We start from the raw sequence: 14,071 nt of genomic DNA on the forward strand, positions 1-14,071 counted from the left end.
AGGGCTGTAACACGCACGTTACAGGGGGGTGTTAAGGATCGTCCCGGTCTACATCAATACCGATGCCCATGCTGCCGCTTTTTGTATAATGTATGCCGAAATGCGGATCGCGCGTTATCTGCCGGTCCATTGAGTAGCCGGGCTGGTCGAGGTATTTTTCTTTCAGCTTTTCGTGAATATCATCAGGTTGCTTCTTACCGTTAACCATCAAAAAGGTATTGGTTAATTTGAACGACGAAAGGTCGCTTTTATCTTTGATCACATTTTCACCAACCAGGTCGTCCGTTACCGATGATATAACTTCGTTTAATGAGAAATTTGACTTGAAGAAACCGTTGTGCTGCTGGTCAAGCTTTAGCAGGTTTTTCTGCTTCATCATAAATTGTTTGTCGGGCGCCCACATTTTTTTGGGCATCGGCTTAAATTTCATGTCGTTCATAGCAAATTGCTGCTGTTTCAGCATAAGCTTCTGCAGGCTGTGCTGCTGGAATTTTATATGCGGTTCGTCATCAACAAATACTCCTTTACCCGTCATTTTAACAGGCCCGTAATACAGTCCGTTATCTTCACTTATGCCGTATTTCGCTTTAAGTTTGTCGTGCAAAGCATCAGGCTGTTTCTGACCGTTCACTATCAGTTCATCATTGCTTAACCCGAACCATTTTACAGCCGTAGCGCTGGCTACTACCTTCTCTGCTACCAGGTCGGCAATCACCGCATTGGCCCTTACCTGGTCGGCAGTGTAGCCGGCGCTGTCCTGCTGTAATCTCAACCCAAGCCACTCCTGCTTTGTCATCTTTTGTGGAAAGGGTTTATCAGATAACAACTTCAATTTTGTGAAGCCAGAATCGGGTTTGGTCCAGCCCAGGCGAAGTTTCACTTTGCCGGTATCGGCCCAATCCTTCATTTTAAATTTAGCCTTGGATGACATCGGCTTAAAGCCGGCCATATCATCGGCCATAAACCGCCTCTTTTCCGCAACCTGTTGATTAACCTCCCGTACAATATGGTCGTAATCCGCCAGTTTGCTATCATCAACTTTGGTACCGTTGATACGCAGGGACGTAAGCTTATTATTGGCAACCACCATGTCATAAATATCCCCTTTATCATCTTTGACGCTCATTTCTGTATTCGCCGGGTCGGCATTGTTCTTACTATACAAAACACTTGTGATATGTATCGTTGTATCGTGCTTTTTGATGGTCGTATCCCCTGAATGTTGTGCGGCGTAGTTAAAAACCGGCTGTTTTTTTGCAGCCGTGCCGACAGCTCGATGTTTTGCCAAAGCGGCTTTTACCGGGTTTTTTAAAATGAGGTGCGACAGATATTGCACGGCATTATCGGCTTTGGGTAGTGCCGTAAACGCCGACAGCAAGATAAGGCTTGCGGCAAGCACTGCCTTCTCCGCAATACTTAACCTTTTATTTTCCTGGCTCACCATCCTTTTTAAACGGTCGCGCAACTGGCTACCCGATCCTATACTCATAACCAGGCTTGTGCGGCTGGTATCTTCATATCCAAAAGCGAGCAATGCCTCCAGGTAATTGGCTTTACGGTTCATGCGGCTCAGTACCATATCGTCGCAGCAGGCCTCCCTTTCGGCGCGAATAAGCGACGACAGCCACAGCAATGCGGGGTTAAAAAAGAATACCGTCTCCACCAGTCCCTGCAAAATATTCACCAGATAATCACGGCGACGGATATGCGCCAGTTCGTGCCATAAAATGCTTTCCAATTGTTCGGCCGATAATTGCAACACAATGCCCACCGGCAGCAGGATAACCGGCTTCAGCCAGCCTACCGCTACAGGTACTTTAACCAACTCGGATTGCATCAGCCTGACCGCCCTGCTTATTCCCAGTTGTTCGCTGAATTGTTGTACCTTCTGTTTAACTTCTCCGGCAACAACGTGCACTTTATAATTGCGTATGCGCTGTATATACAGCAGCCCGCTTACCATTTTCAGGCTCTTCAATACGAAAAACAGCAGCCATACCAGGAAAATGATGCTCGTATTTTGCTTAATAAGCGTAGTTAGCCCTGTAAAAAGGCTCGTGTGAGTAGCCGGAGCCGCAGAATCTGTGCCAACGGCACTAACCGGACCGATGATTACGATGTTTTTTCCGGGCGATAATTGCACCGGGGTTCCAAAACGCATTTGTATATAAAATGTAATACCCGCCGCCGCTACAAAAAGCACCAGGATACCACACAGCAACCGGTAGCGTAACGCGGCGGCCGATTTACGGGTAAAGGTAATCACGAGCCCGGTTAGCAGGGCTGCGGCCAAACCTATCCAAAGCGAATGGATCAGTGTCCAGCAAATGGCGTTAATGGTGTGATCCGAAATATACGGCGTCCAGAATGTTTTCATGGCTTTATGATTTTTGGTCGATCTTTTTGATCAATTCTTTAAATTCTTCCATTTCTTCGGGCGATATTTTCTTATTGCCCAGCAATTGCATCATCAGGCTGCTTGCCGACCCGTTGAACAGGTTATCCACCACCCTATCGAGCAGGAAACCCTTGGTTTTATTTTCGTCAACCGCTGCCTTATAAATATGGGTCATCTGGCTTGCGTCTTTTGTAACAAAACCTTTATCAAGCATGATCAGCATCAGCTTTTGGGTCGACATGTAATTCACCTCGCGCTTTTGCTCGTTCAGCTTATCATTCACAAATCTCACGGTCGACGGCCCGTATTGCCATAACACCTGTAGTATTTCCAATTCCGATTTGGTTGGTTCTGAAGTGTTATTTTCCTGTTTAGATGATTTCATAAAACAAACCTAAGAAAAATTTCTTATATTCCAAATAAAAAGTAAGAAATCTTTCTTAGGTTTGTTTTATGATCATTGTAACTAACAGAAAATCAGTAAAAAAAATTTCATTAGTTTGCTGCGCGATCACAAATTGCCTGTGGCAACTACTTGTTTGTAGAAAAACAATTCTGTAAAACTATGCGGCCGCAAATTCCCAGTTGCTCCGTAGGAGCTACCTGTTTATAGAGAAAGAATCATAACATAATTTTGCCCCGTCAGGGGCTACCCCTCGCAAACCCTTGCTATTTATTATACCGGGTCATGGTTAGTTCAGTACCAGCAGTAGCAAAGCTTTTGATCATTTCGATAGAACGTTCTATCAGCGCGGGTAATTCAGGTAATTCGTCATCATCGAAACCACTCAGCACATAATCCACCTGCCGGCCTTTTGGAAAGTTATCGCTGACACCAAAACGCAGCCTGGCGTAGTTATTATGCCCGAGGGTCATTTCGATATGCTTCAGGCCATTGTGCCCTGCGGCGCTGCCTTTGGGTTTTAGCCGCAATGTTCCGAGCGGAAGCGCAATATCATCTACTATCACCAGTACATTTTCTATGGGCACTTTCAGCTCCTGCATCCAGTAATTCAGGGCTTTGCCGCTCAGGTTCATATAGGTAGTCGGTTTCACCAGGCAAAGCGTCCGTCCCTTGTACGGAACTTCGGTATAATATCCAAGCCGCATATTATAAAACCCCACATTTTCCTGTTTGGCCAGCTCATCCAGCACCATAAAGCCGATATTATGCCGTGTATCAGCATATTCCTGTCCTATGTTCCCTAAACCGACGATGAGATATTTCATATTGTAGTTAATGGTCAATAGTCGATGGTCAATAGCATGGCCGCTAACTATATCACGAAAGTTCAATTATACAAAAATAGCGACAGGCTTTTACCTATCGCTATTCAAATCGGTGTAATCACAACCTTATCGGTGTAATCCCCTGATTATTTTTTACCTGCAGCTTCCTGCTCGGCCTGGCGCAATGCACGCGAGGTAGTTACAGATACAATGGTATCTTCTTTGGCGTTGGTAATAACCAGTTTGTCAAAGCTCAGGTCGCTTACACGAACAGATTTACCCACTTCCAAGCCTTCGATACTTACGTCGATGTTATCCAGGTGATCTTTTGGCAAAGCTTTGATACGCAGTTTGCGCAGTTTCTGTACCAGTTTACCACCCATTTTAACACCAGGCGAAGTTCCGGTCAAACGGATCGGGATCTCGATGGCGATAGGTTTCTTTTCGTCCAGTTGCAAAAAGTCGACGTGCAGTATCTGCTCGGTCAACGGATGGAACTGGATGTCCTGTACGATAGCCTGTGTTGTTTTACCGGCAACGGTAATGTCGATGAAATGAACAACCGGGGTATAAATTACCGGCTTCAAATCAGCTGCGGACACTGCAAAGTGGGTTTGGGTTGTCCCACCGTAAAGTACTGCAGGCACCAAACCCTGGTAGCGCAGTTCCTTAGCGTCGCGTTTCCCTACGTTCTCTCTTGGAGAACCGCTAATAGCAATTGATTTCATTATTTTTTATTTGTTTGTTTTTATTTAAAAGTCCACGGTCAATAGCCCATAGATGATAGTTTATTTTCTTTTTAACTATGGACCATCGTCTATCGACCATGGACCAAAAAATCAGTCTACCTTAAACAACTGGCTTATAGAGCCGTGTTCGTTCACATTCAGTATCGCTTTGGCAAACAATTCCGCCGTCGACAATACTTTTATCTTCTTACTTTCGTGCTTCAGCGGAATAGTATCTGTTACGATCAATTCTGTAAGCACCGAGTTTTCTATCGTCTCGTAAGCCTTACCCGATAAAACCGGGTGCGTACATACGGCCCTTACGCTGCGCGCTCCGCGCTCCATGATCAGGCCCGCAGCTTTTGCCAGTGTGCCTGCAGTGTCGCAAATATCATCTATCAGCACAATATCCTGGTCGGTTACATCACCTATCAGGGTCATGGATTCTATCTCGTTGGCCCGTTTACGGCGCTTGTCGCATATCACCACCTCGGCATTAAAGAACTTGGCAAAGCTTCTTGCCCTGTACGATCCGCCCATATCAGGCGATGCGATAGTCAGGCTTTCAAGCGCCAGGCTCTTGATATACGGTACAAATATGATGGACGCGTCCAAATGGTCAACCGGAATATCGAAAAAGCCCTGTATCTGCGCTGCGTGCAGGTCCATGGTCATAATACGGTTGATGCCTGCGGCAACCAGCAAATTGGCAACCAGTTTTGAACCTATCGCTACACGCGGCCTGTCTTTCCTGTCCTGCCGTGCCAGCCCGTAATACGGGATAACCGCAGTAACATAATGCGCCGATGCGCGTCGCGCAGCATCGATCATCATCAGCAGTTCCATCAGGTTGTCAGTCGGCGGGCATGTCGATTGTATTAAGAACACGTCGCATCCGCGTACCGTCTCGTTGAAATGCGGCTGAAATTCACCGTCGCTGAAACGTGATACGTCAACTTCCCCCAATTCTTTGCCATAAGCTTTGGCAATTTTGTCTGCAAGTTCGGTAGTGGCCGAACCGGCAAATAATTTGATCGGGTTAAATTGTACTGGCATCTGTTTTAGATTTTTTTTATCTAACCTACAAAAAAACAATTCGGATTTAGAAATTTCAATCGAACTACTCCGAAATTGAAAATCCGAAATCCGAAATTCTGTGTTGTCCGACCTGGATTCGAACCAAGACTAAATGAACCAAAATCACTTGTACTACCCTTATACTATCGGACAATTTCCACCTTAAAAGCTGCCTTTCAAAATGGAATGCAAATGTAAGACGATTTTTTGAAGTTCAAAAGCTAATTTCAAAAAAGTGCGGGACGGATAAAAAGTGCCTGAAATGAGCGTTGACTAGTCCTCAACAACCACGCCCATCGCGCAAAATTTATCTATCCTTTCGGTTACCAGCTGATCAACATCTTTGGCTTTCAATTCTTTCAGATCTTTGATCAGGTGCTTTTTCAGGATAGTGGCCATAGCCACAGGGTCCTGGTGCGCGCCGCCCATAGGCTCTTTTATTACACCGTCTATCAGCTTATTTTTAAGCATTTCAGGCGAGCTCAGTTTTAATACCTCGGCCGCTTTTTCTTTATTTTCCCAGGTTTTCCAAAGAATGGTGGAACAGTTCTCGGGCGAGATAACCGAGTACCACGAATTTTCAAGCATAAATACCTTGTCGCCAATCGCGAGGCCAAGTGCACCGCCCGATGCCCCTTCGCCGATGATGACACAAATGACAGGCACACGCAGCACCGACATTTCGAGCAGGTTGCGTGCGATGGCTTCGCCCTGCCCGCGTTCTTCGGCTTCAAGACCGGGGAACGCTCCGGGGGTATCTATCAGGGTAATAACAGGCTTATTGAATTTCTCGGCCAGCTTCATCAGGCGCAGCGCTTTGCGGTAACCTTCGGGATTAGCCATACCAAAATTACGGTATTGCCTGTCCTTGGTGTTGCGGCCCTTCTGGTGACCGATGAACATGGCGGTCTCGCCATTGATAGACCCAAAACCACCTATGATCGCCTTATCGTCCCCTACCGTACGGTCGCCGTGCAGTTCGATAAAATCGTCGCACATCAGTTCAAGATATTGCAGGGTATAGGGCCTTTCGGGGTGGCGGGATATCTGGACACGCTGCCAACCCGTCAAATTCGAGTATATCTGGGTTTTGGTAGTTTCAAATTTCTCCTGCAACTCATTAATAGTTGCAGACATATCTACCTTGGTCTTTTCTTCAACCTGCTGCACCTTATCTATCTGCGCTTGCAGATCGGCCAAAGGCTTTTCAAAATCAAAAGTGATCTTCATATGCTTTGTAACGGGTTGCAAAGTTAAACAACTTAACTTGGATTAGGCCGATTAAGTTTGAATAAGTTGTTTTAGAATGCCCTTGTCAACTTTATCAGCCATTTAACGCCGTCAGCTATTTAACCGCCTTCTCCAGGCTCTCCAGCTTACTGATCTGCGCTTCGCTTAATACATCCCTTGTTTTCAGGCAGGCTTGTAAAACTGCATTCCTTATTTCGCCCATATACAATCCATACCGATTGGTATAAAAAATTACCGTGCCGTCAACTGCTTGCTTGCTTTGAAAAATAGTATCCAGCATTTTTTCATTCTTAATAATATTCTCCCCCATTTCAATGCGTTTACGGTGCAGTACCGCCGATATCTCCTTCAGTTTCGTCAACTGTCCGGGATTGAGCCCGAGCTGTACTTTATACTCAAGCGCCTTATCCGGCATCGGGTAATGATTGAGCTCGCCGGCAAGCGACATGTTATCAAAGTCCTCGCCTTTCATCAGCATGGAATAGCGCTCGTCGCTCAGGGTTTTTACTGTGGAATGCATTGTCGTATTCGCTCCGGCAGACGATTTGGCGGTTTTTCCGGGCAGGGCCTTCGCAACGCTGTCAACGCGGGCATGTTTTATCTTGCGGGCTGGCCCCTGTTTCCCTGAAACCTGTTTTGCCACGCTGTCGGCGGCATGGGACGCGCTTGCGCTGTCGGCCTTTAAATCTTTCACAGCTTTTGCTGTGGTGTCAGCAGCAGGAATTTTTGATATACTGTCGACGACCACCTTTTTTGCCGTTGTGTCCGGAGATGGATGCTTTGTACTATCCGAGTCGGATTGGGCAAAAGCAGCGGGAGAAAAAAACAATAGCAGTATAAACAGGGGTAGCCTTTTTATCATATTGAGCTTTATTTCAGGGTGATGTTTTCCAAAAATAGATAAATCCTGCTAATACTTTTCAAAAATGGGCGCCTGTATAATACAAAAAGCCCCCTTTTGTGCAGGGGACTTTGATATAGTCAACAGGGATTATTACCGCTTAATGGGTATGACCCGATAATTCGTCACGATTTATCTCAACCAATTTTCCATATTCATTGACCGCGTACCGGGCGTTGGAAATATCGGTATCGATACTTTTCTCCTTCGGCTTCCTTCTTTTCAACAAGCCGGCAAGCGGTATAATGATAACCGCCAATAACAAAGCCGATTCAGGTATCGCAGCAAGCATAATTTTAAACAATAACCAGGAATGGGGCCGAAGCCCGCACCAAATATTTTCCTGATCTTAAAGTATTGGTTGGTTTATAACTGTTAGCAAAGGGCAGCTAATCTATATTCAAATATAAACACTACTATTTGAAACGGCTAACGTTTTTGAAGAATTACAAATAAGGGGCGTCTAAAAATCGACTTCAATAAAAAACACCAACAAACCGGCATTCTTATTATCATTTTTACAAAAAAACAGCACGAATAAAAGCCCGCTATCCTTAAACTTTTGGCAGTTTATAGCCATTGTGGTACTCTTTCATCATATATTGCTTGTTTATTGCATGGTCGGTAAACTGGTGTTCGGCGTCGTTCCACTCCAGCTTTTTACCACTGCGGTAAGCTATGTTGCCCATCTGCGCCACGGTAGCCACATGCGCGCCCGCCTGTATCGGGCAATGCAAGTCTTCCAGTTTGCGCGATTTTACCACGCTGACAAAATTCTCCCAATGCTTATCCAGCCCGTTGTCCGACTGCGCCACAAACGGCTTGCTCACTTTACTTTTGCTTTGCCTTTCTTCTATCACTTCCCACCCGCCGCGGTTTAAAATCAGCGTGCCGTTGTTACCGATATAGGCGATACCATGATCGCGGTTGTACGATCCGTTGTCAATACCCATGGCCGAATCCCAAACCATGTTAAAACCATCAAACTCGTACAAAGTGGTCAGGGTGTCGGGCGTCTCTTCGTAAAGATCGGGATAAGCGAACCTACCGCCTAAAGCTGAAACAGATTTTGGCACCGGCGATTTCATCCCCAGCAATCCATAATCCAGCAGGTGTACACCCCAATCGGTCATTAAACCACCGGCATAGTCCCAGAACCAGCGAAAATTAAAGTGGAAACGGCTTGAATTAAATGGTACCGTCTTAGCAGGGCCCAGCCATGCTGCGTAGTTGACGCCAGCGGGTGGCGCGCTATCCGCAACTACCGGCGCCGGCCTCATCCATCCCTGGTAACACCAAACTTTTACGGTACGGATGTTCCCCAATTGCCCGCTCTGCACAAAGTCGACAGCATCCTTAAAATGCTGCTGGCTGCGCTGCCATTGCCCCGCCTGTACTACTTTATTGTACCGTTCCTGCGCAGCCACCATGGCCCGGCATTCGCCGATGGAATTGCCCACGGGCTTTTCCACATAAACATCTTTCCCCGCCTCGCAGGCATGCATCATGATCATGGCGTGCCAGTGGTCCGGCGTACCGATGATCACAGCGTCGATGTCCTTTTGATCCAGCAAGGTACGATAGTCATCATAGCGCCTAACTTTCGATGTATCATAGTTCATCTTCACCAGGTCCTTCATACGGGCATCCATAACGTTTTTATCCACATCGCATATCGCCACCAGGTTTACACCGGGGATTTTTAAGGCCGAGGTTGTATCGGCCCAACCCATCCCATTAATGCCGATGGCGCCGATATTCAGCTGATCGGACGGCATGATCCTGTTTTTGAAAATAGCGAAAGCATGGTTATCAAGGGCCGATGCCAGTACGGTGCCGCCGGTAAGCAGGGCGGACTTCTGCAAAAAATCTCTGCGGGAGCTCATAAAAGTTTAATTGGTTCCGATAAATATAAAAATTTTAATTGTCGAAACTACAATTACCAAAAAATATGAGGACATAATCAGGTTCAAAGAATAGGAGAGTTTACAACCGGATTAAAAAGGGATTAGAAATTCTCCGGGCTGTTTTATGCCTCACTATTTGCCTATATTTAATCGCTTAACAATTAAAACTTAAACTTTTATGGCAGAACAAAAAAACTGGTTGCAAAGGGCGCTAAATCACAAGACCTGGCACCAGCAGCACGAGGAATCAATGACCTTTGGGCAGCGCCTGGCTGATTCCGTTGCAACGGGTATGGGCTCGTGGCGGTTTATCATTTGGCAAACTATCATTGTAGCGATATGGATGATCTTAAACACAATCGCATGGAAATACCATTGGGACTTATATCCTTTCATCTTGTTAAATTTGGTCTTTTCAACCCAGGCTGCGTATGCCGCCCCTATCATAATGATGGCGCAAAACCGCCAAAACGACCGCGACCGGGCGCAGGCCGATGCGGATTACAGAACAAATTGCGAAGCCAAAGAAGAAATTGAAGAATTACAAAAACGATTGAACGCTATCGAGGTTGATAAACTGGATAAGATACTTGAACTGTTGCAGGATATAAAAGCAAAATAAGCAGGCATGACTTCAAACAATAAGCTAAAGGTGATAGTCACAGGGGCCACAGGCATGGTTGGCGAAGGCGTGGTGCATGAATGCCTGCAGCACCCAATGATAGGCGAAGTACTTATTGTGAACCGGAAACCTTTTGGCATGACGCACCCAAAGCTGAAAGAGATCGTTCATGCCAATTTCTTCGATCTTACTGCTATCGAAGATCAGCTAAAGGGATACGATGCCTGTTATTTTTGCCTGGGGGTATCTTCTGTCGGCATGAAAGAACCGGAGTATTATAAGCTAACTTATACCCTCACGCTGAATTTTGCCGAAACTTTGGCACACCTTAACCCGGATATGACTTTTGAATACATCTCGGGTGCCAGTACGGACAGTACCGAAAAAGGAGGCAGCATGTGGGCAAGGGTAAAAGGAAAAACCGAGAACGACCTGGCCAAACTACCTTTCAAACAGGTTTACAATTTTCGGCCGGGATACATGCACCCTACGCCGGGCCTGCGCAATACCAACAAATATTATAAATACATTACCTGGCTGTACCCGGTATTGAAACTGGTTTTTTCAAACCGGGTTAGCACACTGGCCCAACTTGGCCTGGCAATGATCAATGCCTCGGTATACGGTTATGAAAAACAAATACTGGAAGTGCCTGATATTAAATCGCTGGCCAAACGGTAGCCTACTTCTTTTGGTGTACTACCTCATCAACAGCGTTCAATAGTGAATATTTACCCTGCGCGTCGCCCAGTAACTGCCATATCATAATGCCGCCTGCCCTTTCCAGTGCAAGCGTGGTTTTGTTTTTGATGGTCGGTATACCGTTGTAATAAATAGTGCCGCCTTCGGGCAAGGTCCATTCATCTTTGTTTTCGGCGCCGCTGTAAGTGCTGACGATCTTCCTGAACGACATATCCGATGGCGCTCCCGGCCCAAAGCCATACCCATAAAACGGAATGCCCAAATTGAGTTTATCTTTTGCAATGCCTTTTTCGCCTGCCCAGTAATTCATATCCTCTACCGCCATTTCGTAAGGTGCATGCGGCCCCGGCTTCTCAGGCCGCCACGGTCCGGTTTTATCGTACGACATAATATTGATAAAATCAAAAAGGGACAGCACTTTGTCGGTATACCTGTCTTTATAAACCGTGGCCACAGCGGCCGTTAACAATTTGCCTTTCGGCTTAAGCGCGGCTGATAGCATGGTGATAAAGCTTTCATAATTGGCATCCACCCGCTCGCCTTCCAGGTCTACATCAATGCCATCCAGGTTATAGGATTCCGACAGTTGAGCCAATTTCTGCACAAGTGCCTGGCGGTTGCCTTCTGCCAGTAATGACGTATAATATGCAGGCGCCAAACCGCCGCCTATAGAAGCCAGCACTTTGATATGCAGCCCATGCATTTTATCGGCGAAAGCCTTCAGTCCCGGCATTGACGTAAAATTCCCTGCCGAGTCCGGGTTGATAAAAGCAATATTGATATGCGTCACTTTGCCGTAATCTACCTGCCCGGCTTGCCCCTCCAGGATATTGTTCGTCCGCAAATAACCTATCACCCTGAACTTTTGCTGGGCATTTACAGAAAGACAGGCAGAAGCGATGAGCCAAAGCAGGAGGAATTTTCTCATAGTTGATTAAATAAGCTGATGCTAAAAGTAACGATCTTTTAGCATCATTCGGCTAACCCAACTACAACCGCTTTGTTGCGGCGATTTTTCAGGCAATGAAAAACTTTTCCCGGTAACTCATCGGTGTAAGGCCTGTTTCCTGCTTAAATATTTTGTGGAACGAACTAACATCCTGGTACCCTACTTCCCAGGTAATCTCGTTAAAGGTGATATCTTTTGATTCGAGTAAGCGTTTAGCGGTTTCTACCCGCAGTTTTTGCAGGTATAGTTGCGGTGTGTCGCCGGTCGCCTTTTTAAAATGCCTCAAAAATGTTTTCCTGCTCAGGTTTACCAGCCCGGCTAACTTATCTAAAGAAATTTTCTCTCTGTAATTATTCTCCATCCAATCCTGTACCCTGTTTATCAATTCGTCGCCATGGTTTTTCGAAAACTGGTATACCTGGTACGGTGTCTGTACCTTGCGTCCTGCATCGACAAGGAACACCTTGGCACAGGTAAGCGAAAGCTCAGCAGTCGTAAAACGCTGAATAATGTGCAAACTAAGATTTAAATATGCCGTAACGCCGCCTGCAGAGATAACATTACCATTATCAATGATCATCCGGTCCGGCTGGACAATGATTAATTTGTACTTGTTACCGAACTCTGCTGCCAGGCTCCAGTGAGTCGTAGCCTTCTTTTTATCAAGTACTCCCGATGCACCCAAAAGAAAATTCCCATTACATGCAGCCGCCAAAATGGTATTTTTACTATGTACCGCCCTTAGCCACCGGATAATGGGCTGCTCATTTTTTATCACTTCATCTGCATCGCCTATAAAGCCGGGTATATAGATCAAATCATATAAGTTACCTGTTTTGATAGTGCTGTGTGGTGTAAAGGACAACCCGCTGAAACTTTTAACAGATGCTTTTTTTTCAGCAATCAGCTCCAGACAAAAAACCGGGGCACCGCAAGTTTGCTGATGGAGCTGATTCGCCAATGTCAAAATATCCCAAAACCCGGTCACCATCGACGAGGTGCAGCTTTTATATACCACGATCCCAATTTTTATTTGCCTGGTCATCCGATTTTTTACCCTTTCCTGTACAGAACAGGTAATCCTTTATTATTTATTGACTGATTTCGCTTTCTACCGTTACCGCCTTAAACACATTCTCGAACACTGATACAAGGTCCTCTTTATCTCGTCCCTCAATTTTCCGTTCATCCATTGCGTTTTCAAGTACCCCCATAAATGCCTCCCATTCTTCTATTGTGATATTCAACCCCTTGTGAACATCCTTGAGCGATCTGCCTAAATAGATCGTCGGGCCCTGCAAGGTGCTGCTTAACCTGTCAACAATAAGCTGGCGCTGGCGAAATTTACTCTCCATCGCATGCCCGATAAAATACTTTTCAAGTTGCGGATGAGCGGCTACCCGCGGGAACGCCAGGTCGACAAAATTACAAATTCCGTCATAACCGCCTATCCTCTTGTAGAGCGTCGCCTTGAAAAAACCATTCTCATTTGCAGACAATGCGGGTATCTCCTGGATAACATCCCAATGCTCCACTATTTTTCCATTCTTAAACCTAAACAGGTCAAAAAACGCCGTAGGTTTTCCCATAAATTTACCTTCCGAACAAACCAGCACGAAATTACCTTCGCCGAAAACCTTAAATATTTTCTCGAACTGTATCGTGATCCCCTGTTTTTGCATTTCGCCAATCCCCCTTATCAACCCTGCGGCGGTATTATCGATCAAAGGATTATGCTGAATTAAATTTTCATCATAAAAATTCAGCAACTTATCAAATTCGCCTTGTACAAGTACCGTTTTTACAAAATTGCTTGCAAGTGCCTTGTTTTCTTCGGTAAGTTCACGGTCGGTAACAGCGGTTGTCCCATCTAACATGGTATGGCCGTTTACTGTTTGCGTTGGGTGATCCATGATCCCGCTCCAATGTTCTGCTGCCAGTCCGTTTTCAAACCTGAAAATTTCAAACATGCTTTTCCTGCCCGGCCAGTTTACATCATGGTGCAGTACCACATAATTCCCATCTTCAAAAGCCCTTACGTTTTTAATTTCCGGGGATGGTATTTCTTTGTTACTTATTTTCGAAACCAACACTTTAAGGCCAGCACGGCCATCAGGAACTGCCGGCGTGTGCTGAATATAATTTTCGGTAACTAAAGCTGCGGCCGATTCCACGTCGCCTTGCTGAACAGCCAGATTTATTTGGGCTGCAATTTCTTTGTTTGTCATGTTTTTGATCTTTCGTTTTAACACCACAAATCTATTTCGCTATGCATCGTTTAAATTTGTCGCAAGTGACAAAAGACT

14 protein-coding genes are annotated in these 14,071 nt (G+C 45.7%); 2 read left to right on the top strand and 12 right to left on the bottom strand.

The window, feature by feature from the left end; translation table 11 throughout:
• Positions 1-31: 31 nt before the first annotated feature.
• The 9 genes from FRZ54_RS23385 to FRZ54_RS23430 all read right to left on the bottom strand — a co-directional run bounded on the left by FRZ54_RS23385 (position 32) and on the right by FRZ54_RS23430 (position 9,471).
• A complete protein-coding gene (locus FRZ54_RS23385; protein WP_147034215.1) occupies positions 32-2,377 on the bottom strand; it encodes a M56 family metallopeptidase in 2,346 nt (781 codons plus the stop codon).
• Positions 2,378-2,381: 4 nt separating this feature from the next.
• The gene (locus FRZ54_RS23390; RefSeq protein WP_147034216.1) at positions 2,382-2,783 is read right to left on the bottom strand and encodes a BlaI/MecI/CopY family transcriptional regulator; all 402 of its coding nucleotides are present in this window, start codon (positions 2,781-2,783) and stop codon (positions 2,382-2,384) included.
• 284 nt (positions 2,784-3,067) lie between these two features.
• Entirely contained in the window at positions 3,068-3,628 is a 561-nt protein-coding gene (pth, locus tag FRZ54_RS23395; RefSeq protein WP_147034217.1) for an aminoacyl-tRNA hydrolase, read from the bottom strand.
• Positions 3,629-3,774: 146 nt separating this feature from the next.
• On the bottom strand, positions 3,775-4,356 hold the full coding sequence (locus FRZ54_RS23400; RefSeq protein ID WP_147034218.1) for a 50S ribosomal protein L25/general stress protein Ctc: 582 nt from the start codon (positions 4,354-4,356) through the stop codon (positions 3,775-3,777).
• A 111-nt stretch (positions 4,357-4,467) separates the two neighbouring features.
• Positions 4,468-5,412, bottom strand: coding sequence for a ribose-phosphate pyrophosphokinase (locus FRZ54_RS23405; protein ID WP_147034219.1), 945 nt, complete (start codon positions 5,410-5,412; stop codon positions 4,468-4,470).
• 294 nt (positions 5,413-5,706) lie between these two features.
• Entirely contained in the window at positions 5,707-6,663 is a 957-nt protein-coding gene (locus FRZ54_RS23415; protein WP_147034220.1) for an acetyl-CoA carboxylase carboxyltransferase subunit alpha, read from the bottom strand.
• A 115-nt stretch (positions 6,664-6,778) separates the two neighbouring features.
• Entirely contained in the window at positions 6,779-7,546 is a 768-nt protein-coding gene (locus FRZ54_RS23420; protein ID WP_147034221.1) for a hypothetical protein, read from the bottom strand.
• A gap of 139 nt (positions 7,547-7,685) precedes the next feature.
• Positions 7,686-7,877 (bottom strand): hypothetical protein, encoded by a 192-nt coding sequence (locus FRZ54_RS25035; RefSeq protein WP_228462578.1) that lies wholly within the window; start codon positions 7,875-7,877, stop codon positions 7,686-7,688.
• 262 nt (positions 7,878-8,139) lie between these two features.
• Positions 8,140-9,471, bottom strand: coding sequence for a Gfo/Idh/MocA family protein (locus FRZ54_RS23430; protein ID WP_147034222.1), 1,332 nt, complete (start codon positions 9,469-9,471; stop codon positions 8,140-8,142).
• A 199-nt stretch (positions 9,472-9,670) separates the two neighbouring features.
• On the opposite strand from FRZ54_RS23430, the gene FRZ54_RS23435 reads away from it, so the two are divergent.
• Both FRZ54_RS23435 and FRZ54_RS23440 read left to right on the top strand, forming a co-directional pair.
• Entirely contained in the window at positions 9,671-10,114 is a 444-nt protein-coding gene (locus FRZ54_RS23435; protein WP_147034223.1) for a DUF1003 domain-containing protein, read from the top strand.
• A 6-nt stretch (positions 10,115-10,120) separates the two neighbouring features.
• Positions 10,121-10,795 (top strand): NAD-dependent epimerase/dehydratase family protein, encoded by a 675-nt coding sequence (locus FRZ54_RS23440; protein WP_147034224.1) that lies wholly within the window; start codon positions 10,121-10,123, stop codon positions 10,793-10,795.
• 1 nt (position 10,796) lies between these two features.
• Here FRZ54_RS23440 and FRZ54_RS23445 read toward each other — a convergent pair whose 3' ends face one another.
• The 3 genes from FRZ54_RS23445 to FRZ54_RS23455 form a co-directional block, all read right to left on the bottom strand.
• The gene (locus tag FRZ54_RS23445; RefSeq protein ID WP_147034225.1) at positions 10,797-11,744 is read right to left on the bottom strand and encodes a glycosyl hydrolase family 18 protein; all 948 of its coding nucleotides are present in this window, start codon (positions 11,742-11,744) and stop codon (positions 10,797-10,799) included.
• Between the two features lie 88 nt (positions 11,745-11,832).
• On the bottom strand, positions 11,833-12,810 hold the full coding sequence (locus FRZ54_RS23450; RefSeq protein ID WP_147034226.1) for a GlxA family transcriptional regulator: 978 nt from the start codon (positions 12,808-12,810) through the stop codon (positions 11,833-11,835).
• Positions 12,811-12,856: 46 nt separating this feature from the next.
• Positions 12,857-13,993 carry a nuclear transport factor 2 family protein gene (locus tag FRZ54_RS23455; protein ID WP_147034227.1) on the bottom strand — a complete coding sequence of 379 codons (1,137 nt, stop codon included), beginning with the start codon at positions 13,991-13,993 and terminating at the stop codon, positions 12,857-12,859.
• Between the last annotated feature and the right edge of the window lie 78 nt (positions 13,994-14,071).

The organism is Mucilaginibacter ginsenosidivorans (assembly GCF_007971025.1).
In the GTDB taxonomy this organism is placed as follows: domain Bacteria; phylum Bacteroidota; class Bacteroidia; order Sphingobacteriales; family Sphingobacteriaceae; genus Mucilaginibacter; species Mucilaginibacter ginsenosidivorans.

Coding starts and splice junctions, on each gene's coding strand:
- FRZ54_RS23440 (WP_147034224.1), top strand. CDS start 10,121: ATGACTTCAAACAATAAGCTAAAGGTGATAGTCACAGGGGCCACAGGC.
- FRZ54_RS23405 (WP_147034219.1), bottom strand. CDS start 5,412: ATGCCAGTACAATTTAACCCGATCAAATTATTTGCCGGTTCGGCCACT.
- FRZ54_RS23455 (WP_147034227.1), bottom strand. CDS start 13,993: ATGACAAACAAAGAAATTGCAGCCCAAATAAATCTGGCTGTTCAGCAA.
- pth (WP_147034217.1), bottom strand. CDS start 3,628: ATGAAATATCTCATCGTCGGTTTAGGGAACATAGGACAGGAATATGCT.
- FRZ54_RS23450 (WP_147034226.1), bottom strand. CDS start 12,810: ATGACCAGGCAAATAAAAATTGGGATCGTGGTATATAAAAGCTGCACC.
- FRZ54_RS23445 (WP_147034225.1), bottom strand. CDS start 11,744: ATGAGAAAATTCCTCCTGCTTTGGCTCATCGCTTCTGCCTGTCTTTCT.
- FRZ54_RS23420 (WP_147034221.1), bottom strand. CDS start 7,546: ATGATAAAAAGGCTACCCCTGTTTATACTGCTATTGTTTTTTTCTCCC.
- FRZ54_RS23415 (WP_147034220.1), bottom strand. CDS start 6,663: ATGAAGATCACTTTTGATTTTGAAAAGCCTTTGGCCGATCTGCAAGCG.
- FRZ54_RS23435 (WP_147034223.1), top strand. CDS start 9,671: ATGGCAGAACAAAAAAACTGGTTGCAAAGGGCGCTAAATCACAAGACC.
- FRZ54_RS23400 (WP_147034218.1), bottom strand. CDS start 4,356: ATGAAATCAATTGCTATTAGCGGTTCTCCAAGAGAGAACGTAGGGAAA.
- FRZ54_RS23430 (WP_147034222.1), bottom strand. CDS start 9,471: ATGAGCTCCCGCAGAGATTTTTTGCAGAAGTCCGCCCTGCTTACCGGC.
- FRZ54_RS23390 (WP_147034216.1), bottom strand. CDS start 2,783: ATGAAATCATCTAAACAGGAAAATAACACTTCAGAACCAACCAAATCG.
- FRZ54_RS23385 (WP_147034215.1), bottom strand. CDS start 2,377: ATGAAAACATTCTGGACGCCGTATATTTCGGATCACACCATTAACGCC.
- FRZ54_RS25035 (WP_228462578.1), bottom strand. CDS start 7,877: ATGCTTGCTGCGATACCTGAATCGGCTTTGTTATTGGCGGTTATCATT.